General features: G+C 73.6%; 19 protein-coding genes and 2 pseudogenes. 13 read left to right on the plus strand and 8 right to left on the minus strand.

The window, feature by feature from the left end; all coding sequences use genetic code 11:
- Positions 1-207 precede the first annotated feature (207 nt).
- The 3 genes from JXZ78_RS27885 to JXZ78_RS27895 all read right to left on the minus strand — a co-directional run bounded on the left by JXZ78_RS27885 (position 208) and on the right by JXZ78_RS27895 (position 2,407).
- Positions 208-1,146 carry a M56 family metallopeptidase gene (locus JXZ78_RS27885; protein ID WP_030017785.1) on the minus strand — a complete coding sequence of 313 codons (939 nt, stop codon included), beginning with the start codon at positions 1,144-1,146 and terminating at the stop codon, positions 208-210.
- Between the two features lie 78 nt (positions 1,147-1,224).
- Positions 1,225-1,815 carry a DUF5134 domain-containing protein gene (locus tag JXZ78_RS27890; RefSeq protein WP_030017784.1) on the minus strand — a complete coding sequence of 197 codons (591 nt, stop codon included), beginning with the start codon at positions 1,813-1,815 and terminating at the stop codon, positions 1,225-1,227.
- 199 nt (positions 1,816-2,014) lie between these two features.
- Positions 2,015-2,407 (minus strand): VOC family protein, encoded by a 393-nt coding sequence (locus JXZ78_RS27895; protein ID WP_030017783.1) that lies wholly within the window; start codon positions 2,405-2,407, stop codon positions 2,015-2,017.
- A gap of 139 nt (positions 2,408-2,546) precedes the next feature.
- Between JXZ78_RS27895 and JXZ78_RS27900 the strand changes: the two genes are divergently transcribed.
- Entirely contained in the window at positions 2,547-3,080 is a 534-nt protein-coding gene (locus JXZ78_RS27900; RefSeq protein ID WP_030017781.1) for a GNAT family N-acetyltransferase, read from the plus strand.
- Positions 3,081-3,174: 94 nt separating this feature from the next.
- Here JXZ78_RS27900 and JXZ78_RS27905 read toward each other — a convergent pair whose 3' ends face one another.
- Positions 3,175-3,858: a glycerophosphodiester phosphodiesterase gene (locus JXZ78_RS27905; protein ID WP_030017780.1), complete on the minus strand. Its 684-nt coding sequence runs from the start codon at positions 3,856-3,858 to the stop codon at positions 3,175-3,177.
- A gap of 920 nt (positions 3,859-4,778) precedes the next feature.
- On the opposite strand from JXZ78_RS27905, the gene JXZ78_RS27910 reads away from it, so the two are divergent.
- The 4 genes and pseudogenes from JXZ78_RS27910 to JXZ78_RS27925 form a co-directional block, all read left to right on the plus strand.
- Complete coding sequence (locus tag JXZ78_RS27910) at positions 4,779-6,176, plus strand: DUF6421 family protein (protein ID WP_238783424.1); 1,398 nt, start codon at positions 4,779-4,781, stop codon at positions 6,174-6,176.
- Between the two features lie 47 nt (positions 6,177-6,223).
- Positions 6,224-6,985: an SDR family NAD(P)-dependent oxidoreductase gene (locus JXZ78_RS27915; RefSeq protein ID WP_030017777.1), complete on the plus strand. Its 762-nt coding sequence runs from the start codon at positions 6,224-6,226 to the stop codon at positions 6,983-6,985.
- A complete protein-coding gene (locus JXZ78_RS27920) occupies positions 6,982-8,052 on the plus strand; it encodes a threonine aldolase family protein (protein WP_238783425.1) in 1,071 nt (356 codons plus the stop codon). Before JXZ78_RS27915 ends, JXZ78_RS27920 begins: the two co-directional genes overlap by 4 nt.
- A gap of 317 nt (positions 8,053-8,369) precedes the next feature.
- A pseudogene (locus JXZ78_RS27925) lies at positions 8,370-8,474 on the plus strand (transglutaminase domain-containing protein); the annotation flags it as partial.
- Between the two features lie 90 nt (positions 8,475-8,564).
- Here JXZ78_RS27925 and JXZ78_RS27930 read toward each other — a convergent pair.
- The gene (locus JXZ78_RS27930; RefSeq protein ID WP_030017775.1) at positions 8,565-9,278 is read right to left on the minus strand and encodes a lysophospholipid acyltransferase family protein; all 714 of its coding nucleotides are present in this window, start codon (positions 9,276-9,278) and stop codon (positions 8,565-8,567) included.
- Positions 9,279-9,536: 258 nt separating this feature from the next.
- On the opposite strand from JXZ78_RS27930, the pseudogene JXZ78_RS27935 reads away from it, so the two are divergent.
- From JXZ78_RS27935 to JXZ78_RS27960, 6 genes and pseudogenes are all read left to right on the plus strand, one after another.
- Positions 9,537-9,942 (plus strand): annotated as a pseudogene (locus tag JXZ78_RS27935) (thioredoxin family protein).
- A 210-nt stretch (positions 9,943-10,152) separates the two neighbouring features.
- Positions 10,153-10,677, plus strand: a complete 525-nt coding sequence (locus JXZ78_RS27940; RefSeq protein ID WP_030017773.1) for a flavin reductase family protein — start codon at positions 10,153-10,155, stop codon at positions 10,675-10,677.
- Between the two features lie 262 nt (positions 10,678-10,939).
- Entirely contained in the window at positions 10,940-11,737 is a 798-nt protein-coding gene (locus JXZ78_RS27945; RefSeq protein ID WP_078623958.1) for an electron transfer flavoprotein subunit beta/FixA family protein, read from the plus strand.
- A gap of 57 nt (positions 11,738-11,794) precedes the next feature.
- Positions 11,795-12,757, plus strand: a complete 963-nt coding sequence (locus JXZ78_RS27950; RefSeq protein WP_030017771.1) for an electron transfer flavoprotein subunit alpha/FixB family protein — start codon at positions 11,795-11,797, stop codon at positions 12,755-12,757.
- Positions 12,758-12,960: 203 nt separating this feature from the next.
- A complete protein-coding gene (locus tag JXZ78_RS27955) occupies positions 12,961-13,488 on the plus strand; it encodes an ATP-binding protein (RefSeq protein ID WP_050502044.1) in 528 nt (175 codons plus the stop codon).
- A complete protein-coding gene (locus tag JXZ78_RS27960) occupies positions 13,488-14,342 on the plus strand; it encodes an RNA polymerase sigma factor SigF (protein ID WP_030017769.1) in 855 nt (284 codons plus the stop codon). Before JXZ78_RS27955 ends, JXZ78_RS27960 begins: the two co-directional genes overlap by 1 nt.
- A gap of 79 nt (positions 14,343-14,421) precedes the next feature.
- On the opposite strand, the gene JXZ78_RS40420 is transcribed toward JXZ78_RS27960, so the two are convergent.
- On the minus strand, positions 14,422-14,637 hold the full coding sequence (locus tag JXZ78_RS40420) for a DUF5133 domain-containing protein (RefSeq protein WP_030017768.1): 216 nt from the start codon (positions 14,635-14,637) through the stop codon (positions 14,422-14,424).
- A gap of 260 nt (positions 14,638-14,897) precedes the next feature.
- Between JXZ78_RS40420 and JXZ78_RS27970 the strand changes: the two genes are divergently transcribed.
- Positions 14,898-16,151, plus strand: a complete 1,254-nt coding sequence (locus JXZ78_RS27970; RefSeq protein ID WP_167745380.1) for an FUSC family protein — start codon at positions 14,898-14,900, stop codon at positions 16,149-16,151.
- Positions 16,123-17,130, plus strand: coding sequence for a PP2C family protein-serine/threonine phosphatase (locus JXZ78_RS27975; RefSeq protein ID WP_050502043.1), 1,008 nt, complete (start codon positions 16,123-16,125; stop codon positions 17,128-17,130). Before JXZ78_RS27970 ends, JXZ78_RS27975 begins: the two co-directional genes overlap by 29 nt.
- A 47-nt stretch (positions 17,131-17,177) precedes the next feature.
- Here the strand turns inward: JXZ78_RS27975 and JXZ78_RS27980 are convergent, their stop codons facing one another.
- Both JXZ78_RS27980 and JXZ78_RS27985 read right to left on the minus strand, forming a co-directional pair.
- On the minus strand, positions 17,178-17,696 hold the full coding sequence (locus tag JXZ78_RS27980) for a DinB family protein (protein WP_030017764.1): 519 nt from the start codon (positions 17,694-17,696) through the stop codon (positions 17,178-17,180).
- Positions 17,697-17,839: 143 nt separating this feature from the next.
- Positions 17,840-21,712, minus strand: a complete 3,873-nt coding sequence (locus tag JXZ78_RS27985; protein ID WP_033037065.1) for an nSTAND1 domain-containing NTPase — start codon at positions 21,710-21,712, stop codon at positions 17,840-17,842.
- Positions 21,713-21,779 lie beyond the last annotated feature (67 nt).

A 21,779-nucleotide genomic window follows, 5' to 3' on the forward strand; every position in this document is an offset into this window, starting at 1 on the left:
GGCATGGGGGAATCCTCGCGGAGGTATGCGGGGTGGGGCCAGGGAGCCTCCGTACGGGGGTGTGTTCGTACGGCAGCGCGTGCCCGGTCGTGTACGCCCGAACCGCCTCAGTACGCCGGTGCGCTCACGCCCCCGCGCCCGTGGCCCCTCGGTGCGCCCCTCGCCCCTCGCCCCTCGCCCTCGCCCTCGCCCCTTTCCCCTCGCCCCTCAGTACGTCAGCGCGCTCAGCCCCGGCACGAAGGTCACCAGGACCGGGATCGCCGGGACGAGGGCCGCGACGGCCGTCATGCGCAGACGGCGGCCGGGGGTGAAGCGCGGGGCCGGGGCGAGCAGGCGGTGGACGCGGTGGGGGAGCTGGGCGCACTGGGTGGGGCAAGGGCCGAACACCCCGCGGTCCTCGTTGAGTTCGACCAGGGCCAGGGCGATCGTCAGCCGGCCGAAGCGGCGTGACGCCACGTCGTCGGCGGCCAGCTCGACCAGCCGGTGCACCTGGTCGCGGAACGCCGCGAAGACCGGGACCTGCGGGAATCCGACGGCGAGCGCCGAGGCGCAGTACAGCAGCACGTCGTGGCGGGCCCGCGCGTGGCCCTGCTCGTGGGCGATCAGCGCGTCGAGCTGACGGCCTTTCAGCCGGCGCAACGCCGAGGTGGTGACGACCAGTTGAGGCGTCGCGCCGTGCAGCCACCACGCTTCGGGGCGGTCGCCTTCGAGGACCACGAGCCGGTCGCCCGAGGGCTCCTCGCCGGGCAGCAGCGGGGAGCGCCGCAGCAGGTCGGCGCGCCGCAGCCGCCGCCGTGCGCGGGCGCCGCGCACCTCACGGGTGAGCATGACGGCCGTCCACGCGCCGCCGCCCGCCAGTATCGCGGCCAGTACGCCGGACCACGGGCCGTAGTCCTTGAGGGCGTACGCCTCGACGACGACACGTGGCGCATGGCCGAAGAGGTGGCTGCGTACGGCTTCCCACGCGGCGGCGCCGAAGAGGGACATCGCGAGGGCGCAGCACAGCAGTACGGTGGCGACCACGCACTGCCACACCCACAGGGCGAGCACCGGTTCGCGGTCGGGCCAGTCGGCGCGGGCCATCAGGCGCGGCGCCGTCGCCGCGACCAGCGCGCCGAGCATCATCAGCGCGAGAGGGACCATCATGGCGTCAGCCTATGAGCGCGCGGTCCGCGTGAGGTGCGATACCGCCCCGGAAGTGACGTATACCACGACGTCCGGGACTCAGAGGGCCAGCAGCATCGCGAACATACCGATGCCCATCGCGACCCGGCACGCTCCCACGACCTCCGGCCAGGAAGCTCGCGCCGGGGCTTTCGTGGTGCTGTCCGCCGCGCCGGGAGCGGCTGCCGGCGCCAGTCGTACGCCGGCGGCGACGACGTACACGGCGTAGTACGCCAGTAGCAGCACCGTGAACAGCGGAAGGCCGCCGGTGCCCGGCGATCCCATGTGTCCCACGGGCCCCGCGTGCGCCGCGTGTCCACCGCCGCCGGGCCCGCCGCCGGGGACGGACACCATCGCCAGGGACATGTAGACCATCGCCGCGGCGCCCACCGCGTGGTGCGGGTGCCTGCGCAGCAGCGCCCACAGGCCGGCGGCACCGAAGACGGCCGCGAAAATCCAGGGCGTCCAGGGTGGCTGCACCACGGCCGTGGCGGGCACAGCCATCGCCGCCATGCCCAGCCCCATCAGCGCCTCACCGCGTGCTTCCCGTCGCTGCGCGGCCGTACCGCGCCGTACGCTCGACAGGCAGTACGCGCCGGCTCCGGCACACAGCAGTACCAGCAGCCAGCCGACCCATGGCGGTCCGTGCACGGCGTCCTCCCCGAGAGCCCGTACGGCGGTCGCACGCGGGCGACGCGCGCGGCGCGGCGTCGTGCGGCCCGGTACAGCGGCATCGTGCCCCGGGGACGGCTCGCGGACGCCCGCAGGAAACCCGGCATCGGGAGCGCATGGGCGCACAGCGGGGAGCATGCGCGGGGAGGGCCGCGGCGGCAGGCCGGGGCCGCCTGGGTCAGATGCCGGGCCGGTACCGCAACGGGTGGTCCGCCGGGACCTCGGTCAGCACGATGCGGTGGCCGTCCGGGTCCGCGATCCACATCTCGATCAGGCCCCACGGCTCCTGCACCGGGGGACGCAGGATCTGCACTCCACGGGCCGCCAGCTCCTCGTGTGCCGCGGTGGCGTCGGCGACCTGGAGCCAGAGCTGGAGCGTGGCCGTAGGGGGCTCGGGGGATCGGCCGGAGACCTCCAGGAAGCCGCCGCCGAGGAAGTAGACCGTTCCGCGCTCGGGGCCGGTACCGAATTCGCGGTAGACCTCCAGGCCCAGCGCGCTGCCGTAGAACTCCCGCGACCGCTCGGGGTCGGACGGCCGCACCAGCACCCTGCTGCTCAGTACATGCACCATGCTGCGGACCCTACGCCTCAGGGCGGGCTGGGTGGTGGCCCGGTGCCTCTTGTTAGCCTCCGGTACGGCCGTACCGTGCGGCGCCCCGGCGCCGGCGCCCGTACGCCGCGCCGCACGCCACCCGAGAGGACACCCGCCGATGCCGACCGTCGAGCTGACCTACAGAACCGCCACCGAAGCCGACGTCCCGGCGGTCGTCGAGCTGATCGAGTCCGCCTACCGCGGCGACGCGAGCCGGGCCGGCTGGACCACCGAGGCGGACCTGCTGGGAGGCCGGCGCACCGACCCGGAGGGGGTCACGGCCGTCGTGCGCGACGCGGACAGCCGGCTGCTGCTCGCCGAGAACGCGGGGGAGATCGTCGCCTGCTGCCAGCTGGAACACCGTGGCGACCACGTGTACTTCGGAATGTTCGCGGTCCGGCCCGGGCTCCAGGGCGGCGGCTTCGGCAAGGTCGTCATGGCCGAGGCGGAGCGCACGGCACGCGCCGAGTGGGACGCGGCCGAGATGCGGATGACGGTCATCCGGCAGCGGGACGAGCTGATCGCCTGGTACGAGCGGCGCGGTTACCGGCGTACCGGCACGATGTTCCCGTTCCCGTACGGCGACGAGCGGTTCGGCATCCCGCAGCGCGCGGACCTGGAGTTCGAGCTGCTGGTCAAGACGCTCGTCTGAGGCGCCGGGCGGGCCGCCCGTACCGCGGCAGCCCGCCCGTACCGCCCACCCTGCGGCGGCCCGCCCGCGCCGCACCGCGCCGCCGCCCCGGGCCTCAGGCCGTGAACCGCACCGCCCGCCGGATCTCGGGGAAGTCGGTCACCACGCCGTCCAGCCCCAGGCCGCGGCTGAGCCGGAGCTGGTCGTGGGTGTTGACGGTCCAGCCGAGCACGCGCAGCCCCGCGGTGTGGGCCCGTTCCACCAGCTCCAGGGTCAGCCTGCGGATGTCGAGGGAGAGCGCCGAGGCGCCCACGGCCCGCGCACGGTCCACCACGTCGATGCCGTAGTCCTCGGCGACCAGCGCGGTCCGTACGCCGGGCAGCAGCCGGGCGACCGCGGCCAGCGCCTCGTCGTGGAAGGAGATCACCTCGACCCGGGCGGTCAGGTCGCGGGCGCGCAGCACGTCGGCGAGTGCCCGGGCGGCGGCCGCGTCCTTGATCTCGGCTTGGAGCGGCGCCCGTACCGCGTCCACGATCTCCTCGAACACCGGGACCCGCTCGCCGTCGCCGGCGTCCAGTTCGCGCAGCTCGGCCAGGGTGCGGTCGGCGACCGGCCCGGTCCCGTCGGTCGTGCGGTCCACGTCCGCGTCGTGCATGACCACGAGCGCGCCGTCCTTGCTCAGGTGCAGGTCCAGCTCGATGACGTCGAGACCCTCGCGTTCGGCCCGGACGAACGAGCGCAGGGTGTTCTCCGGTTCGACGCCCATCATCCCGCGGTGTCCGATGGTGAGAAAGGACAAGGCTGCCTCGTTTCTGTCGGGGGTGCCGGCAGACCGGTACCGGCCGTGGGCCCCGGCTGCCGGACCGGTGCCGAGCGCGGGCCCACCGGCTGCGCTTTCGAAACGGCGCACAGCCTAACGGGCGCCCGGGACGCCGGAATCGATGTCGGACAGCGCTCCGAGGTGGCCGGAACGGGGACTTGTCAGGTCTGCCGCCGCACCCGCCGGCGGCGGGAAAACCGGGGTGGCGTCGGGGCTCGCGGCGGCCGGCGGCGTGGCGAGGGGCGTGCGCCGGTGCGTCGCGCCCCTCCGGCCGGGGACTTCCGCCCGGAATGCGGCTCACTCGTGCGTGGGCGAGTCCTCCGTACGCTGACGCGGCGGGCCGGCGGGGCGCTTCGGAAGGGTGCGGGGCGGCCGGGACGGTCCGTACGGCGGGCCGTGGCGACAGGGGAGTGACAGGAACCGGTCAAGCCCGCGCCGCGGGCGCCGCGGTGCGGGGGAGGTGCCGTATCGCAGCCCTTCGACACCGAGGCCCAGTTGGCGGGCCCGGGCGCCGGGTGTGCGCGGTGGTCCGTACGGGACGGAGCCGTACGGGAGCGGCGCGGCGGGCGGACGGGAATCGGCCGGATCCACCCGCTCGCCATGGGGCGGCCACCGCTCCCGCCGGCCGCCCCGGGCGTCGGGCGAACGTTCCAGCGGGCGCGCCGTTCCGGGTGGGGCGAGTGTTGAGGGGTACGTACTGATACGTGCTGCTACGCACTGGAGGAAGCGCGGCAGGCACACGTCAGGCAGACAGAAAGTCCAGCCTCCTCCTGAAGGGACAGGAAAAAGAAGCGTGACCATGGGGGTTTAGCGAAAGATTTTTTCCTGCGGCTCTTGAGGTCACGGAGGAGCCGTGGATACCGTGTCCGCACAACAGGATCTCCTGCCGGAGGGTAGTCATGACGGAAATTCTTTCGCCTGTGGGTGCCCAGGGGGGCATCGGGACCGCAGAGCGTGTGGTCGCGCATCCGGCGTGGCCGGTGCTCAAGGACGCCATCGAGGCCATCCGCCCGTGGCAGTCCAAGGACGGCTCGATCGACCTCGACGCCGAGGGCGCGCCTCGCGCCGACGACGTCCGGCGTGAGGTCGAGCGCGCCATATCGGCCATCGAGGAGCTGGCGCCGCTGCTCCCGCACGACGCCGCCTACCACCTGGCGCTCGTGTCCGACCTGCGCCGCTGGGCCGACGGCGGCTTCGCCGTGCCCGACTTCCTGGACTCGCTGCTGGCCTTCCAGCCCGCGCGGGAGCGCGTCGACGGCCTCCAGCACCTGGTCGTCTTCCCCATGTACACGCAGAACGGCAATCCGGACCGCAACTTCGAGGCGGTCGTGCTGCGCATGGTCTGGCCCGAGTGGCTGGCGGAGCTGGAGCGCACCCGTTATGACAACCCGCTGTTCTGCGGCATCACCTTCGAGGACTTCACCGCCGGGTACGACACCAACTCCGCCGTCCTCTTCCCGGAGACCATCGCCGTGCGCGAGGCTCCCGAGCGCTTCACCTGGGGCGGCATCTTCTGCGACCGCGAGGCCGCCCGCTTCCGCCGGGTCAGCGAGGCCGCCGTCGAGACGCTGGGCGTCGAACTGCCCGCCGACATCCGCGAGATGCTCGCCGACCAGGACCGCTGCCAGCAGGCGTTCGTGCTCTGGGACATGGTGCACGACCGCACCCACAGCCACGGCGACCTGCCGTTCGACCCCTTCATGATCAAGCAGCGGCAGCCGTTCTGGATGTACGGCCTGGAGGAGCTGCGCTGCGACCTGACCGCCTTCAAGGAGGCCGTCAAGCTGGAGGCCGAAGGCTTCCGCCAGGCCCGCGACGTGCAGTACGCGGTGATCTTCGACCGGATGTTCCGCTTCCCCGTCACCGGTGACCGGGTGCGCAACTACGACGGCCTCGGCGGCCAGCTGCTCTTCGCCTACCTCCACCAGCACGACGTCGTACGCTGGACGGACAACACCCTCCACATCGACTGGGAGCGCGCCCCGCAGGTCACCAACCAGCTGTGCGACGAGATCGGGAAGCTGTACCGGGACGGCATCGACCGCCCCAAGCTGGTCCACTGGTTCGCCGCCTACGACCTCGTCTCCACCTACCTCGCCCCGCACCCCGGCTCCGTCTGGGCCAAGGGCCCCGACGCGCTCGACCTCGACAAGCCGCCGCGCAAGCTGGTCGACGACGTCCTGCCGGACGAGTTCCCGCTGAGCATGTTCTACGAGGCCCTCGCCAAGAAACTGCGCGGCGTGATTGCCTCCACCAAGGGCATCACGGCCGGCAGCGACGTACTGGCGGCAGTGTGAGCGCCGGCGGTACACAGGGCACGCCGGAGCACGAGGAGACGAGGAACATGAGTACTGCGACGAACGGCCAAGGACCACTGGAAGGCGCGGTCATCGCGGTGGCCGGGGCGGCGGGTCCCGCGGGGCGGGCGACGCTGCTGCGGCTCGCCGAGGCGGGGGCGACCGTGGTCGCCGCCGACGCGGACGCCGCGCGGCTGGCGGAGGCCGTGGACGCCGCGCGGTACGCGCACGGCGGCGCCACCGTCACCGGCGACACCGTGGACCTGCTGGACCTGGACGCGACCCGCGGCTGGGCCGGCCGTACGGAGAAGGAGTTCGGCCGGATCGACGGCCTGGTGCACCTGGTCGGCGGCTGGCGCGGCTCCGCGTCCTTCGCGGAGACCGACCTCGCGGACTGGGACCTGCTGGAGAAGCTGCTCATCCGTACGGTCCAGCACACCTCGCTGGCCTTCCAGGGCCCGTTGGAGCGGTCGGGGAACGGCCGTTACCTGCTGGTCAGCGCGGCGGGCGCGAGCAAGCCGACCGCCGGGAACGCCGCGTACGCCGCCTCCAAGGCGGCCGCCGAGGCGTGGACGCTGGCTCTCGGCGACGCCTTCCGCAAGGCGGGGGGAGAGGACGGCCCCAAGGCGGCGGCTGCCATCCTGGTGGTCAAGGCGCTCGTCAACGACCAGATGCGCGCCGAGCGCCCGAATGCCAAGTTCGCGGGCTTCACGGACGTCAAGGACCTGGCCCAGGCCGTCAGTGGCGTCTGGGAGCGGCCCGCCCAGGAAGTGAATGGACAGCGTCTGTGGCTGACCCCCGAAGCGTGACCGCACGGCAGACCGACGCCCGGCGGCGCCACGACCCGGCGGTACGCGGCTTCGCCAGCGACAACTACGCCGGCGCCCACCCGGAGGTGCTGGCGGCGATCGCCCTCGCCAACGGCGGCCACCAGGTCGCCTACGGCGAGGACGAGTACACCGAAGCCCTCCAGCGGACGGTCCGCAGCCACTTCGGGCAGACCGCCGAGGCGTTCCCGGTCTTCAACGGCACCGGCGCCAACGTCGTCGCCCTCCAGGCGATGACCGACCGCTGGGGCGCGGTGATCTGCGCGGACACCGCGCACATCCACGTGGACGAGTGCGGCGCCCCGGAGCGGGTCGGCGGCCTGAAGCTGCTGACCGTACCGACCGAGGACGGCAAGCTCACCCCGGAGCTGATCGACCGCGAGGCGTACGGCTGGGACGACGAGCACCGCGCGATGCCGCAGATCGTCTCGATCGCCCAGAACACCGAGCTGGGCACGGTCTACACCCCCGACGAGGTGCGGGCCATCTGCGAGCACGCCCACGAGCGCAACATGCTGGTGCACATGGACGGGGCGCGGATAGCCAACGCGGCCGCGTCGCTGGACGTGCCGATGCGGGCGTTCACGAACGCGGTCGGCGTGGACGTGCTCTCCCTGGGCGGCACGAAGAACGGGGCGCTGTTCGGCGAGGCCGTGGTGGTCGTCAATCCGGACGCGGTGCGGGCGATGAAGCACGTACGCAAGATGTCCATGCAGCTCGCCTCCAAGATGCGTTTCATATCCGTGCAGTTGGAGGCGCTGCTCACGCGCGACCTCTGGCTGCGCAACGCCCGGCACGCCAACAGCATGGCCCAGCGGCTCGCCGCCGGCGTCCGTGAGGTGGACGGCGTGGAGATCCTCTACCCCGTCCAGGCCAACGCCGTCTTCGCGCGCCTGCCGCACGACGTCACCGAGCGGCTCCAGAAGCGCTACCGCTTCTACTTCTGGGACGAGGCCGCGGGCGACGTCCGCTGGATGTGCTCATTCGACACGACGGAGGAGGACGTGGACGGCCTGCTGGCCGCCCTGCGCGAGGAGATGGGCCGCTAGGGCGCTTCTGACGGATCTCTGCGGCCGGATCTCTGCGGCCTCGCGACGCTCGGCACTCCCCCAAGCTCTTCGAGCAGGGGGGGACCCCTACTCGCCGCACGGCGCAAAGAGACAGGTGGCTCCGCCACAGGACCCTTCACACCGCACACCGAGAGCACGCACCGAATGCCGTTCAGTGTGCTCCACGGAGATCCACCAGAAACGCCCTGGCCCAGGCACAGCATGTGTCTGTAGCCGTATAAATATGCGCCCGGCCGGAAAGGCATTGCCTTTCGGTCGGGCGCATGGTTATGCTCGCGGTTCGTGGAGCTGATCCACCCGCGGTCACCTGGCGCGCCTCCGACGTCCTGGAACAGCGCACCGGCAGCTGCTTCGCCAAAGCGCACGCCCTGGCGGCCCTGCTGCGCGCCGAAGGCAATCCGGCCCCTGCAGATGCCCGAGCCGAGCTGCCGGACGTGACCACGGCTGATCGCGGGCGGGCGTGACCGCGGCACGCGGCGGGCGGCCGCGTCTCAGACGGTCGCCCCCGGCGCAGGAGCCGTGCCGCCGAGGTGGGCCGGGACCCACCAGGTGTCTTCCGGGCCCTTGGGGCGGACCGGGTACGCGCGCTGTGCCGCTTCCAGGAGGTCCTGCACGCGGGAGCGCAGCCGGTCGGTGATCTTCTCGGTCTGCTCGTCCGGGGAGGCCTCGACCGGCTCGCCGACCCGGATGGTGATGGGGAAGTGGTTGCGGCCCAGGTCACGCTTGTGGCCCTTGGTCCACAGGCGCTGGGTGCCCCACAGAGCCATCGGCAGCAGCGGTACGCCCGCCTCCTGCGCCAGCCGGGCCGCGCCCGACTTGAAGGTCTTCAGGGTGAAGGACTCCGAGATCGTCGCTTCCGGGAAGACGCCGATGATCTCGCCGCCGCGCAGGGCGGTCAGCGCGTGCTTGTAGGCGTGCACGCCCTGCGTACGGTCCACCGGGATGTGCTTCATCGCGCGCATCAGCGGGCCCGACACCTTGTGCCGGAAGACCGACTCCTTGGCCATGAAGCGCACCAGGCGCTTGGCGGGGCGGGCGGCCAGCCCGCAGAAGATGAAATCCAGGTATCCGATGTGGTTGCTCACCAGGACCGCGCCGCCGCGCCGGGGGATGTGGTCGGCCCCGGCGATGTCGAACTTCAGGTCGAGCGCCTTGAACGCCGCGCGGGCGGCGCCGATGACGGGCGGGTAGACGAGCTCTGCCATGTCGGGGACCCCTTTTCTGTGCCTGGGGAGGGTTCTCCCGGCGAAGAAGTTACGCAGCCGTAAGTATGCGGCTTTCGGGAGATCGTGCCCGATCGGCGGCCCAGGGGCTACCGTACGGGACCCCGCTGCCGGGAGATTCTCGTCACGTGGCGGTCACCACATGCAGTTGCCCTGTGCGGCAGAAGGTACACCTCGCCCGCGCGGACGGCGGGAATGAATCCGGCCGCGCGGACGCTGCACCGGTCGACGACAGGACCGATGGTGCGCGGCGCCGCGCCCGTGCGACGGGCTTCGCGGTGTGCCGCGCACCGCCGCTACGGGAGGGTGACGGGTGCGAGGGCAGGACGTGGGGACGCGGCTGGGCGCCGCCGAGGTCGGCGCCGGGCTGGGGGAGCGGGCCACGCTCGTGCAGTTCTCCAGCGCCTTCTGCCAGCCCTGCCGGGCCACCCGGCGCACCTTGGCCGAGGTGGCCGGCATGGTGGACGGCGTGGCGCACGTCGAGATCGACGCGGAGGCGCACCTGGACCTGGTGCGGGCGCTGCGGATCGAGCGCACGCCCACGGTGCTGGTGCTCGACGGGGACGGCGCGGTGGTGCGCCGGGCCGCCGGACAGCCCCGCAAGGCCGATGTCATCGCCGCTCTGGGGGCCGCGGTCCGTGATTGATCTCCCAGATGCCCGGCGTCACTTGACTGCCCGGCACACGCATCGTCAGGGTGACGTCATGCGGTCAGGCACCCTCCTTCACGGACGCGCGTACGCGGACCTCCGGCGCACCGTCGGTGTGCGCTGTCCCGGCGCGTGAGCAGCGACGACTTCGGCCGCGCCGGCGACGGCGCCGCTCCGGCCCGTACACCACGGCAGAAGGACACCTCCATGACGGCATCAGCCGCCCTCGGTACGCCCCGTTCCGCCACTCCCGACCTGCTGCGCTCCGTCTTCCGGCAGCACGCGGCGGGTGTCGCCGTGATCACCGCGCCGGGTGCCCGCCCGGTCGGCTTCACCGCCACCTCCGTGACCTCGGTTGCCGCCGATCCGCCGCTGCTGTCCTTCGGCATCAGTACCGGCTCCTCCAGCTGGGCCACGGTCGCCGAGGCCGAGCACGTCGGCGTGCACATACTGGGCGAGCACCAGCGGGAGCTGGCCGCCACCTTCGCCCGCAGCGGCGCCGACCGCTTCGCCGCGCCGACCTCCTGGCGCCCCGGCCCGTACGGCGTGCCGCTGCTGGACGGTGTGCTGGCCTGGCTGGTCTGCGAGGTGGTGGCCCGGGTTCCCGCCGGCGACCACCGGATCGTGCTCGGCCAGGTCGTCGAGGGCGACCCCGAGGGGTACGCCGGCACGGCGGGCCGCAGCCGCCCGCTCCTCTACCACGAGGGCCGCTTCAACGCCCTGCGCGACTGAGCCCGCGCCGGTGCGCGCCGGGCGGCCGTCTCAACGCTCCGCGCGCCCTGCCGGTTCCGACCGCGCGCCTCGTCCACCCCATCGGTGCCCGTTGGCAACGTCACAGTTCAACGGCCTTGCTTCCGGGGAATGGGGTGGATGTACTGGCGAGTAATATTTCGGTGGGCGCGGGAGACCCGTCCGACCGGAAGCCGCCCCAACAGGCGCCTATGCTGCCAGCACAAGGCAGTTCGGAAGAGTCGAAGCAGGTAGGAGAGCCGGCGTGAGCCTGAGGATCGTTGTCTGTGTGAAGTACGTGCCCGACGCCACCGGCGACCGGCACTTCGCCGAGGACCTGACCGTCGACCGCGACGACGTGGACGGCCTGCTCTCGGAGCTCGACGAGTACGCGGTCGAGCAGGCCCTGCAGATCAAGGAAGCCGCCGACGGCGACGCGGAGATCACGGTCCTGACCGTCGGCCCCGAGGACGCCAACGACGCGCTGCGCAAGGCCCTGTCCATGGGTGCCGACAAGGGCGTGCACGTCGAGGACGACGACCTGCACGGCACCGACGCGCTCGGCACCTCCCTCGTACTTGCCAAGGCCGTCGAGAAGACCGGCTACGACCTGGTCGTCTGCGGCATGGCCTCCACCGACGGCACCATGGGCGTGCTGCCCGCGCTGCTCGCCGAGCGCCTGGGCGTGCCGCAGGTGACCCAGCTGTCCGAGGTCTCCGTGGACGGAGGCCCCGACGGAACCGTCAAGGGCCGCCGGGACGGTGACACCGCCACCGAGCACCTGGAGGCGTCGCTGCCGGCCGTCGTGTCGGTCACCGACCAGTCGGGCGAGGCCCGTTACCCCTCCTTCAAGGGCATCATGGCCGCCAAGAAGAAGCCGGTGGAGTCCCTGGAGCTGGACGACCTGGACATCGAGGCGGACGAGGTCGGCCTGGCGGGTGCCTGGACCAAGGTCGAGGAAGCGGCCGAGCGTCCCGCCCGTACCGCGGGCACGATCGTCAAGGACGAGGGCGAGGGCGGCAAGCAGCTCGCCGAGTTCCTCGCGGGCCAGAAGTTCATCTGAGCCCCCGGAAACCCGTCCGCACCACCGCCCTCACTTTTCCCGCAGGAGAGCAATCCCATGGCTGAAGTCCTTGTCTACGTCGACCACGTGGACGGCGCCGTCCGCAAGCCCACCCTCGAACTGCTCACCCTCGCCCGCCGCATCGGCGAGCCGGTCGCCGTGCACCTCGGCCCCGGCGCCGACACCGCCGCCGCGACGCTCGCCGAGCACGGCGCGGTCAAGGTCCTGACCGCCGACGCGCCGGAGTTCGCCGACTACCTGGTCGCGCCGAAGGTCGACGCCCTCCAGGCCGCGTACGAGGCCGTCTCCCCGGCCGCCGTGCTGCTGCCGTCCTCCACCGAGGGCAAGGAGATCGGCGCCCGCCTCGCGGTCCGCATCGGCTCCGGCATCATCACCGACGCCGTCGACCTGGAGGCCGGCGACGAGGGCCCGGTGGCCACCCAGTCCGTCTTCGCGGCCTCGTACACCACCAAGTCCCGCATCACCAAGGGCACCCCGGTCATCACCGTCAAGCCCAACTCCGCCGCCCCGGAGGCCGCACCGGCCGCCGGCACGGTCGAGCAGCTCGCGGTGACCGTCGCCGACGCCTCCAAGGGCACCAAGGTCGTCTCGCGCACCCCGCGCGAGTCCACCGGCCGCCCGGACCTGACCGAGGCCGCGATCGTGGTCTCCGGTGGCCGCGGCGTCAACGGCGCCGAGAACTTCCCGGTCATCGAGGCGCTCGCCGACTCGCTCGGCGCGGCCGTCGGCGCCTCGCGCGCCGCGGTGGACGCGGGCTGGTACCCGCACACCAACCAGGTCGGCCAGACCGGCAAGTCCGTCTCGCCGCAGCTGTACATCGCGGCGGGCATCTCCGGCGCGATCCAGCACCGCGCCGGCATGCAGACCTCGAAGACCATCGTCGCCATCAACAAGGACGCCGAGGCGCCGATCTTCGACCTGGTCGACTACGGCGTGGTCGGCGACCTGTTCGAGGTCGTTCCGGCCCTCACCGACGAGGTCAAGACCCGCAAGGGCTGACCCTGCGGGGCGCGGCGGGTCCGTGCCGCGCCGCCCGTGACGAACCCAGGGCCCGTACGCAGCCGCGTACGGGCCCTCGGCCTGTCACGGTGCCGGGGCCAACGTCCCGCACGCGGGGACGTAAGCCCCGGGTTCCGGGCCGTGGGGCGGGCACACCGAGGGTGCCGGAACCCGATCGCGGCACCGAAGGGAAGACCCGCACGATGCCCCTGCCCCACACCCCGGCCGACGCCCCTGCCGGCGCCTCGGCCGGTGCCCCCGCCGACGCCTTGCCCGACGCCTCGCCCGACGTCTCGCCCGGCGCCCCGACCGACGGCTGCGTCCGCGCCCTGCGGATGCGGCTGCCGACCGGCCCGCAGGCTCCCCGCCTGGCCCGGGAGTCGGTCTGCGCCGTCCTGGACCCCGACCGCTACGCGCTCGGCGACGGCCGGACCTGCCTGTCCGAGGTGGTCGCCAACGCCGTACGGCACTCCGCCGCGCCCGACATCCCGCTGATGCTGATCGGGGAGGCGGACGGCAGCCTCTTCGCGGCGGTCCGGGACACCGCCCGTACGGTGCCGATGGCCACCGGCACCGCGGACGGACCGCTGGCCGAGGACGGCCGCGGCCTGGAACTCCTGGGGGCCCTCGCGGACGGCTGGGGCTTCGACCGGACGCGCTCCGGGAAGTGGGTGTGGTTCCGTGTGCGCCACCCGCGCACGGCCGCGGCCGGCGGGCAGGTGACCGCGTGATGAGCGACCTCGCGCCCGTACGGGACAGACCCGCGACCGGACCGGCCGGGCTGCCCCGGCTGGAGGACGCCGGAGCCGTCACCCCGCAGGACGCCCGCGAGGTGTCCCAGATCTTCTTCGAGCGGCTGGCCGGACTCCCCGAGGGCGATCCCGCCCGCCGGTACGCGCGGGACTGCCTGGTCGAGATGAACCTGTCCCTGGTGCACTACGCGGTCCGCAGGTTCCGCAGCCGTGCCGAGGAGACCGAGGACATGGTGCAGGTGGGGACCATCGGGCTGATCAAGGCGATCGACCGGTTCGACCTCGCGCGCGGGGCGCCGTTCAGCGCCTTCGCCGTGCCGTACATCGTCGGGGAGATCAAACGGTACTTCCGGGACACCAGCTGGGCCGTCCATGTGCCGCGCCGGCTCCAGGAACTCCGTATCGACCTGGCCAGGGCCCGGGAGAAACTGGCGCACGACCTGAATCGCGCGCCCACCACCGCGGAGCTGGCCCGGCACCTCGACATGGACCAGGAGGACGTCATCGAGGGGCTGTACGCCGGCAACGGGTATTCCGCCGATTCCCTCGACGCCCCGGCGGAGGACAGTGACGCGCATTCCGCGGGAGGGATGCTCGCCGCATACCTGGGGAACGAGGACCCCGCCCTGGAAAAGGCGGAGAACGTGCAGGCGCTCAAACCGCTGCTGGACGGTCTCGAAGAACGGGAACGGCGGATTCTGCATCTGCGGTTCGGTGCCGAACTCACCCAGACGGAGATCGGCAAGGAGCTCGGTATCTCCCAGATGCAGGTGTCCCGTCTGCTGACCCGCATTCTCGCGAGGCTGCGGGAGGGAATGCTGGAAGCGAACTGAGGGATACCGGCCGGTGACGAGCCCCCACGCGCTCCGGCCCGCCTCCTGCTCGGGGCAGGAGGCGGGCCGAAGCGCGTGCTCAGGCCGCTCGCCGGTATTCGGCGTCGTGCGCGCGGAGCAGACGGCGGGCCTCGCGGAGGGCGGCGGCGGGGTCGCGGTGGCCGGTGTAGACGCCGAGGGTGTAGGACACGTCCTCCAGGCGGCACTCTCTGTCGCGTGCCGGGAAGCCGTTCCCGGTGAGGCGCTGGTGTTCGTGGACGAGGTCCCGCAGTACGTCGTAATTGATCAGTCGCATGGTGTGCCCTTCGCAGCGCGGCGGGGATTCGGAAGCTGCTTTTCGGGTGCCCCGGGGAGAGGGCGAGCGGCGGGACTTTGTTCCCGGATGCGCGGGACCTTTTTCTGTCGGGTGCAGTCGAACGGCACCTTTTCCCGCTGCTGCCGCAATTCTTCGTCAAGGGCCGCATGACCGGCAGACGCACCGGACAAGACAAGGTGTGGCAATCGCCGTCGACGGCTGGTTCTGCCGATCCCGGAGCGCGGACGGAAGGGGTGCACGTGCGGGAGGAGAAAACGGCGCCGCCCGGGTGCCGGGCGCGAGCCGCACACGCGGTGGTGGGGCTGGCGCGGATCCGCGACGGGCCCTGGGCGGTCCGGTGGCTGGTCGCCGTCCGTGCCGCCGTCGCGGCGGCACTGGCCTGGCAGCTGTGCCGCAGCGTGTGGGAGACACCGCAGCCGGGCCCGGCGGTCGTCGCCGCGCTGCTGGTCGTCCATCCGACGGTCTTCCGCTCGTGCACGGCGGGGCTCCAGTACGCGGCCGGGTGCACGCTCGGCGCCCTGATCGCCCTGCCCGCCGCGATCCTCGTGGGACCGACGTGGCTGAGCATGAGCGCCGTCCTGCTGTTGTCCCTGCTGGCCGCCGGGAACGGACGCCTCGGAGCGCACGGGCTGCACGTACCGATCACCGCGGTGTTCGTCCTCCTGCTCGGACCGAGCCACGCCGGGCAGATCCTGCCGCACCTGCTGGAGATCGGGGTGGGCATCGCCGTCGCGGTGCTCTTCAACGCCCTGCTGCCGCCGCCGCTGCGGCTGCGGGCCGCGGAGTCCGCCCTCGACCGCCTCCGGGACGAACTGGCCGGCGTGCTCAACGGCATGGCCACCGCCGTACGGGAAGCACGGCATCCCGACGAGGTCCTCGACGCACAGTGGCCCGCCCGCGTCGCGGACACCGCTGCCAGGGCCCGCAGCGCCCTCGGTCAGGCGCACGAGAGCTTGCGCTGGAACGTTCGCGCGCGGAACCGGAACGCCGTCTGGCACTTGGACCGCGAGGTCCTGAAGAGCCTGGAGCGCGTGGCGCACGACGCGGAGGCGTGTGCCGGCGCGCTCGGCGATCTCGCGGCGGAGCGCCCTGCCGCGTCGGAGCACCCGGCCCCTGCGGAGGCCGGTCCGGGCGCAGCGGTACGGCCGGACGCGTGGGACCGGGAGTTCCGGGCCGGCTGCGCCCGGCTGCTGACCTGCCTCGCGCTGTGCGTCCGCGGCTGCCGGGGCGGCAGCCCGCACCCGGTGCTGCCCGCGACGCGCCGGGTGTGGCGGGAACTGGCCGAGCGGTGCGGCGACCGGCACGACAGCCTGGACGTCCGGGTGGCCGAGTACCGGCTCCTGATGCTTCTCGACCGGGCCCTGTACGACGTGGCGGGCGGCCGCCGCCGCACGGCGCGTCCCCCGCACAGTCGTACCGCCCACACCACCACCGAACTCGCCATCACCACCAGGGACGAAGCCCATGTCCAAGCAGCCGCCGAACACCGCTGAGCGCCCTGCCGGGGGAGCGCGGCACCGGTTCACCGCCCTGCTGCCGCGCGCGCTGTCCGGCCTCGCCTTCGTACTGATCGTGCTGGCCGTCGTGGCCGTGTCGACCGGTACGCCGGAGCCCCGTCGGCTTGCGGCCGGTCCGGTGTCCGAAGCGGCGATGTGCACGGTACTGGCCGCCGCACCGGCGGCCCTCGTATGCAGCGCGGTTCGACGGCGGCGACAGCGCGCGCTGGACCGGGCCGACATCTCGGCCGCGACCGCGCAGCGGGTCCTGCTGCGGCCGCTGCCCGGACGGATCGGGGACCTGCGACTGCGCGGCACCTACCTTCCGGCACGGACCGCGCCCCGCAGCGGCGGCGACCTCTACGACGCGGTACGCAGCCCGTACGGCACCCGCCTGCTCATCGGCGACGTACGGGCCAAGGGGATGCTCGCGGTGGAGGCGTCGGCGCTGCTGCTGCGCTCCTTCCGCGAAGCGGCGTACGAGGAGGAGCAGCTGACGGAGGTGGCCCGGCGGCTGGAGCACGACGCGCGGCAGCACATCGCGCGGCTGCCGGGCGCCGAGACGCCCGAACGGTTCGCCACCGCCCTGCTGGTGGAGATCCCCGAGGGGCCGGTGGCCCGGGTGGTCCACTGCGGGCACCCCGAACCCCTGCTCGTCGCCGGCGGCCGGATACGCTCCTGCCCGCCGGAGCGGCCCGGTGCCCCTGTCGGCATGGCCGATCTGGTGGGGGCCGGACACGCGGTCCAGACGCTGCCGTTCCGGGCGGGGGAGCGGCTGGTGCTGCTCACCGACGGGTTCACCGAGGCCCGGGACGCGGCGGGGCGCTTCCATCCGTTCGCCGAACGGGTCTCCGAACGGGCCGCCGCGCCGCTGGACGGCCTGGTGGACGGGCTCGGCGCGGATCTGGTCCGGCACACGGGCGGGGACCTGCGGGACGATGCCGCGCTGCTGGTCGTCGAGCGCGTAGCCGCGTAGCCGCGTAGCCGCGTAGCCGCGTAGCCGGTCCGCCGACCGTGTACCGCCTAGTCGCCCGTCACCCCGTCGATCCGCTCCCGCAGCAGATCCGCGTGCCCGTTGTGCCGCGCGTACTCCTCGATCATGTGGACGTACACCCACCGGAGGCTGATGACCCGGCCGTCCGCCATCGTGAACGTGTCGTCCAGGGCACGGTGCGCCACGGCCTGGTCGGCGGCGTCGCACTCGGCGCGCAGCACCGCGAACGCCTCCTCGGCGCCGGCGGTGTCGAGGTTCTCGAAGTCGCCGTCCGGCTGCTCGTCGGTGAAGTAGAGATTGCCGATCTTCTGGCCCGCGACGCGTGTCCGGAACCAGGAGCGCTCCACTTCCGCCATGTGCCGGACCAGGCCGAGCAGTGTCAGATTCGACGGCTCGGCGCTCGCTCGGACGAGCTGTTCCGGGGTGAGCCCGGCGCACTTGGTCAGCAGGGTGTCACGATGCCAGTCCAGCCAGCCCTGGAGCATGCTGCGTTCGTCCGCCACGTACGGCTCGGTACGGCGGTCCACCTCGGGTGCGATCCATGTCATGCGGGAGAGTGTCGCCCGGCAAGATCGAATGCGCCACACGTTAAAACCGTGGCCGCCCCGGAAAAACCATGACATTCCCGGGTCTTCGCGACAGCGGCGGCTCCAGGATCCCGCGACAGCCGCGGATCCGGAACTCCGCCAAGTCAGCGGCCGCAGAGCGGGTCGTACGGTACGTCGGGCAGCAACTCCCGCCAGCGCGCGGGCCCGGTCCTGCCGACCAGCGGGCAGATGCGCCCGGCCACTCGGCGCGCGTCCAGGTCCCACAGGCGTACGGAGCCGTCCGCGCCGGTACTGGCGAGGGTCCTGCCGTCCGGCGCGTAGGCCACCGACCACACCACGTCGGTGTGGCCGGTGAGCGTCGCGGCCTGTGTACGGGCGGCGGTGTCCCAGACGCGTACGGTGCCGTCGAACCCGACCGTGGCCAACTGCCGCCCGCGCGGCGCGAACGCGATGTCGCGCACCGACCCGGTATGGCCGCGCAGCACTCCTGTGGCGCGGTGCCGCCGCAGGTCCCACAGACGCACCGTGCGGTCGTTGCCCGCCGAGGCGAGCACGTGCCCGTCCGCGCTGAAGGCCACCGCCCACACCGCACCCGTGTGTCCGCGCAGGACGGCGACCGGGCGGCGCGTGGCTGCGTCCCACAGCCGTACCGTACGGTCGTCGCTCGCGCTGGCCAGCAGGCGCCCGTCCGGGCTGAACGCCACGCCGTTGACGAAGTCGTCGTGCTGGGTCAGGACGGCCGAGCCGCCCCGCGCCAGGTCCCACAGCCGCACCGTGCCGTCCTCGCTGGCTCCCGCCACCTGCCGCCCGCCGGGGGAGAACGCGACCGCGAACACCGCCCCGCGTGCCCCGGTCAGGACGCGTTCGAGCGCGCCGCTCGCCGCGTCCCACAGCCGTACGGTCCCGTCGGCCCCGGCGGTCGCGAACGTACGGCCGTCCCGGCTGTAGGCCAGCCCCCGCACCGGGCCGTGGTGGCCGCCCAGCGGCGGCCCCAGCTGTGTACGGGACCGTACGTCCCACCGCTGGACCGAGCCGTCGGTGCCCGCGGCGGCCAGTCGCCGCCCGTCGGGCGCGAAGGCGACGGCGGACCGGCCGGACACCGGCCGGGCGGTCAGCGCCGCGCCGGACGGGTTCCACAGGGCGAGGGTGCGGTCGAAGCTGCCGGTGGCCAGGGTGCGGCCGTCCGGGGCGAAGGCGACGGTGAGCACGTAGTCGCTGTGCCCGGTGAAGGCGGCGACGGTACGGCGGGTGGCGACCTCCCACAGACGCGCGGAGCCGTCGCCGGAGGCGGACGCGAGGGTGTCGCCGTCGGGGCTGAACGCGAGGGCGTTGATGTCGTCGTTGTGGCCGGTGAGCCGCCCCGTGACGGTCATGTCGCGGGTGTCGTACAGCGTCACCGTGCGGTCCGTGCCGCCGACGGCGAGTGTCGCGCTGTCCGGGCTGAAGGCCACGGCGACGACTCCGCTGCCGTGCCCGGCGCGGTCGGCCAGGACGGTGGGGGAGGCGGGGCGGTCGGCGTCGGACAGGGCGCTGCCGGGGGCGGAAGCGGTCAGGGAGCGCGGCAGCCGCCACACCCGGACCCGGCCGTTGGCGTCGCCGCGGGCCAACAGGCGCCCGTCCGGGGTGAACGCCACCTTGCCGCTCGCGCCGCCTCCGAGGCCGGGCAGGCGGGCCGTCCGCCGCATGTCGGGCGCGTTCCACAGGGTCACGCTGCCGTTGGGGCCGGTGGCGGCGAGGACTTGCGTACGGGCTGGTCCGGAAGTGGTGGACGTGCCGGAAGTGGCGGACATGCCGGATGTGTCGGGCGTGCCAGGTGTGCCGGGCGTACTGGCCTTGTCGGCCGCCTCGCCCCCCACGCCCGGACCGGCCGGCGCGAAGGCCACCTCCCCGCCCGCGCCCGCGCCGGGCCCGGTGGCGCCCGGGGCCCGGCGGCCGGTGTCCCGTACCCGTACCGAGCCGTCCGCGGTGCCCGCCGCGAGCAGCCGGCCGTCCGGGCTGAAGGCCACACCGCGGATCCGCTTCCCACCCGCGCGGATCGCGGTGCCCAGCGGGCGGCGGGTGCGGGGGTCCCAGAGCCGTACCGTGCCGTCCGAGGCCCCGCCCGCCAGCAGGCCCCCGTCCGGGCTGAACGCGACGGCGTTGACCGGCCCCTGATGTCCCGTCAGGCGGCCCGCGAACGGTCGCGCCTGGGTGCTCAGCAACGCGCTGCGGGAGGCGGGGGACGGGCGCAGCCGGTACGCCTCGGCGGCGAGCAGTATGGCCGCCTCCGGCTGTCCGGCGGCCACCTGGCCCGAGCGGGCGGCCAGTTCACCGGCGTACGCGTCGAGGCGGCCGGTCTCCGCCGTACGCCACTGCTGGACCGCCAGCACCCCGGCGCACACGGCGAGGACGAGCAGTACGGCCAGGGTGCCCGCGAGCCTGCGGCGGCGGCGCACCCGGCGGCGTCCGGCCCGGGCCGCGGCCGCCTCGCGTTCCTGCGACGCTTGCAGGAACTCCTCCTCCAGCGGGCTGAGTCCGGCGTCCTCACCCCGCTGCCCGGCCCATTCGCGGGCCACCGCCAGCCGGGTGCCCCGGTACAGCCCCGCGGCCTCCCGCCCCTCCCGCTTCCACGCCCCGGCCGCCTCCGAGAGCCGCTGGTGGACGACGAGCCCGGCGCGGTCGGCCCGGATCCAGCCGCGCAGCCGCGGCCAGGCCCGCAGCAGCGCCTCGTGGGTGATCTCCACGGTGTCCGCGTCCAGGGTCAGCAGGCGGGCGCGTACGAAGACGTCGATCACGGCGGCGGTCTTCTCCGGGTCCGGCAGGTGCTCCAGCAGGCGCTCGCGCGGCACCCGGCGACGGGTCTCGCCCGCGATCTCGCCGACCTGCACCAGCCGCAGCAGCACCTGCCGCGCCGCCCGCCGCTCGGCCGGGTCCAGCGCGGCGTGCACCCGTTCGGCGGTGGTGGCGACGGCGCCGTGCAGGCCGCCGGTCAGGCGGTATCCGGCGACGGTGAGGGTGCGGCCGGTGCGCTGCTGCCAGGTGCCGAGCAGGGCGTGCGCCAACAGGGGCAGCGTGCCGCCGGCCACCGGGCCGTCGTCCTCGTGGATGCCCAGGTCGGACAGGAGCAGCTCTTCCAGGCCCGGTTCCAGCTCCAGCGCGGCCTCCCGGGCGGGCCGCACGATCGCCGCGCGCACCTCCGGTACGGACATGGGCCGCAGCGCGAAGATCCCGGCGGACAGGGCCGGGGCGAGCGGGGGGTGGTCCAGGCACTGGCCGTAGAAGTCGGCGCGTACGCAGAGGATCACGGCGCAGGGGGCGTCCCGCGCGGCCGCGCAGAGCGCCGCGATGAACGCGCGCCGCTCGCGCGGGTCCTCGCAGACGGTGAAGACCTCCTCGAACTGGTCGACGACGAGGACCAGGCGCGGACAGGCGCCGAGGGCGGCGCGGACGGCGGCGGGGCATTGTTCGGGGGCGTCGGCGAGGGTTTCGGCGGCGGTCGCGGCGGACACCCTGGTGACCTCGGCCCCCAGCCCGGCCAGCGCCCCGGCCAGCCCGGTGAGCGGATGCGCGCCGGGCGTCAGCACGCGCACCGCCCAGTGCCGGGAGCCGGGCAGGGCGCCGTCGCGCAGGGCGGGCAGCAGACCGGCCCTGAGCAGGGAGGACTTCCCGGCGCCGGAAGGGGCTGCCACGACGAGCGGGCCCGCGGCCGCCAGGCGTTCGGCGAGGCGGCCGACCAGGGCGGCGGTGGCGCGTTCCCGGCCGAAGAACCAGGGGGCGTCCTCGGCGGTGTAGGCGGCCAGTCCCGGATACGGGCAGCGGTCGCCGGGCGTGCGGGCGGACAGCAGCCGGGTGAGCGTGCCGTCCGCGGCCAGCGCCGTGTCGCAGCGGCGGGCGACGTCGCCGGTCGGCGGCTTCTCGCCGTTCTCGATCTTGCTGAGATAGCCCTTGCTGTAGTGCACCAGCTGCGCCAGGGCCCGGAGGGAGACCTCCCGCTCCCGCCGCAGCCGCCGCAGCGCGTCCCCGAACTCCTCCGGCATACAGGCCCCCACGCCTCGTGCGGGCGGCCGGGCGCCCGGGCCGCCCGCACCGCGCCGGTGATGTTAC

It is taken from the genome of Streptomyces monomycini, from assembly GCF_022271435.1.
Lineage (GTDB): Bacteria > Actinomycetota > Actinomycetes > Streptomycetales > Streptomycetaceae > Streptomyces > Streptomyces monomycini.

Bases quoted from the DNA above. Each gene is read 5' to 3' on its own strand.
- JXZ78_RS27885 (WP_030017785.1), bottom strand. From the start codon at position 1,146: ATGATGGTCCCTCTCGCGCTGATGATGCTCGGCGCGCTGGTCGCGGCG.
- JXZ78_RS27980 (WP_030017764.1), bottom strand. From the start codon at position 17,696: ATGACATGGATCGCACCCGAGGTGGACCGCCGTACCGAGCCGTACGTG.
- JXZ78_RS27910 (WP_238783424.1), top strand. From the start codon at position 4,779: ATGACGGAAATTCTTTCGCCTGTGGGTGCCCAGGGGGGCATCGGGACC.
- JXZ78_RS27985 (WP_033037065.1), bottom strand. From the start codon at position 21,712: ATGCCGGAGGAGTTCGGGGACGCGCTGCGGCGGCTGCGGCGGGAGCGG.
- JXZ78_RS27960 (WP_030017769.1), top strand. From the start codon at position 13,488: ATGAGCGACCTCGCGCCCGTACGGGACAGACCCGCGACCGGACCGGCC.
- JXZ78_RS27975 (WP_050502043.1), top strand. From the start codon at position 16,123: ATGTCCAAGCAGCCGCCGAACACCGCTGAGCGCCCTGCCGGGGGAGCG.
- JXZ78_RS27940 (WP_030017773.1), top strand. From the start codon at position 10,153: ATGACGGCATCAGCCGCCCTCGGTACGCCCCGTTCCGCCACTCCCGAC.
- JXZ78_RS27930 (WP_030017775.1), bottom strand. From the start codon at position 9,278: ATGGCAGAGCTCGTCTACCCGCCCGTCATCGGCGCCGCCCGCGCGGCG.
- JXZ78_RS27900 (WP_030017781.1), top strand. From the start codon at position 2,547: ATGCCGACCGTCGAGCTGACCTACAGAACCGCCACCGAAGCCGACGTC.
- JXZ78_RS27950 (WP_030017771.1), top strand. From the start codon at position 11,795: ATGGCTGAAGTCCTTGTCTACGTCGACCACGTGGACGGCGCCGTCCGC.
- JXZ78_RS40420 (WP_030017768.1), bottom strand. From the start codon at position 14,637: ATGCGACTGATCAATTACGACGTACTGCGGGACCTCGTCCACGAACAC.
- JXZ78_RS27915 (WP_030017777.1), top strand. From the start codon at position 6,224: ATGAGTACTGCGACGAACGGCCAAGGACCACTGGAAGGCGCGGTCATC.
- JXZ78_RS27955 (WP_050502044.1), top strand. From the start codon at position 12,961: ATGCCCCTGCCCCACACCCCGGCCGACGCCCCTGCCGGCGCCTCGGCC.
- JXZ78_RS27895 (WP_030017783.1), bottom strand. From the start codon at position 2,407: ATGGTGCATGTACTGAGCAGCAGGGTGCTGGTGCGGCCGTCCGACCCC.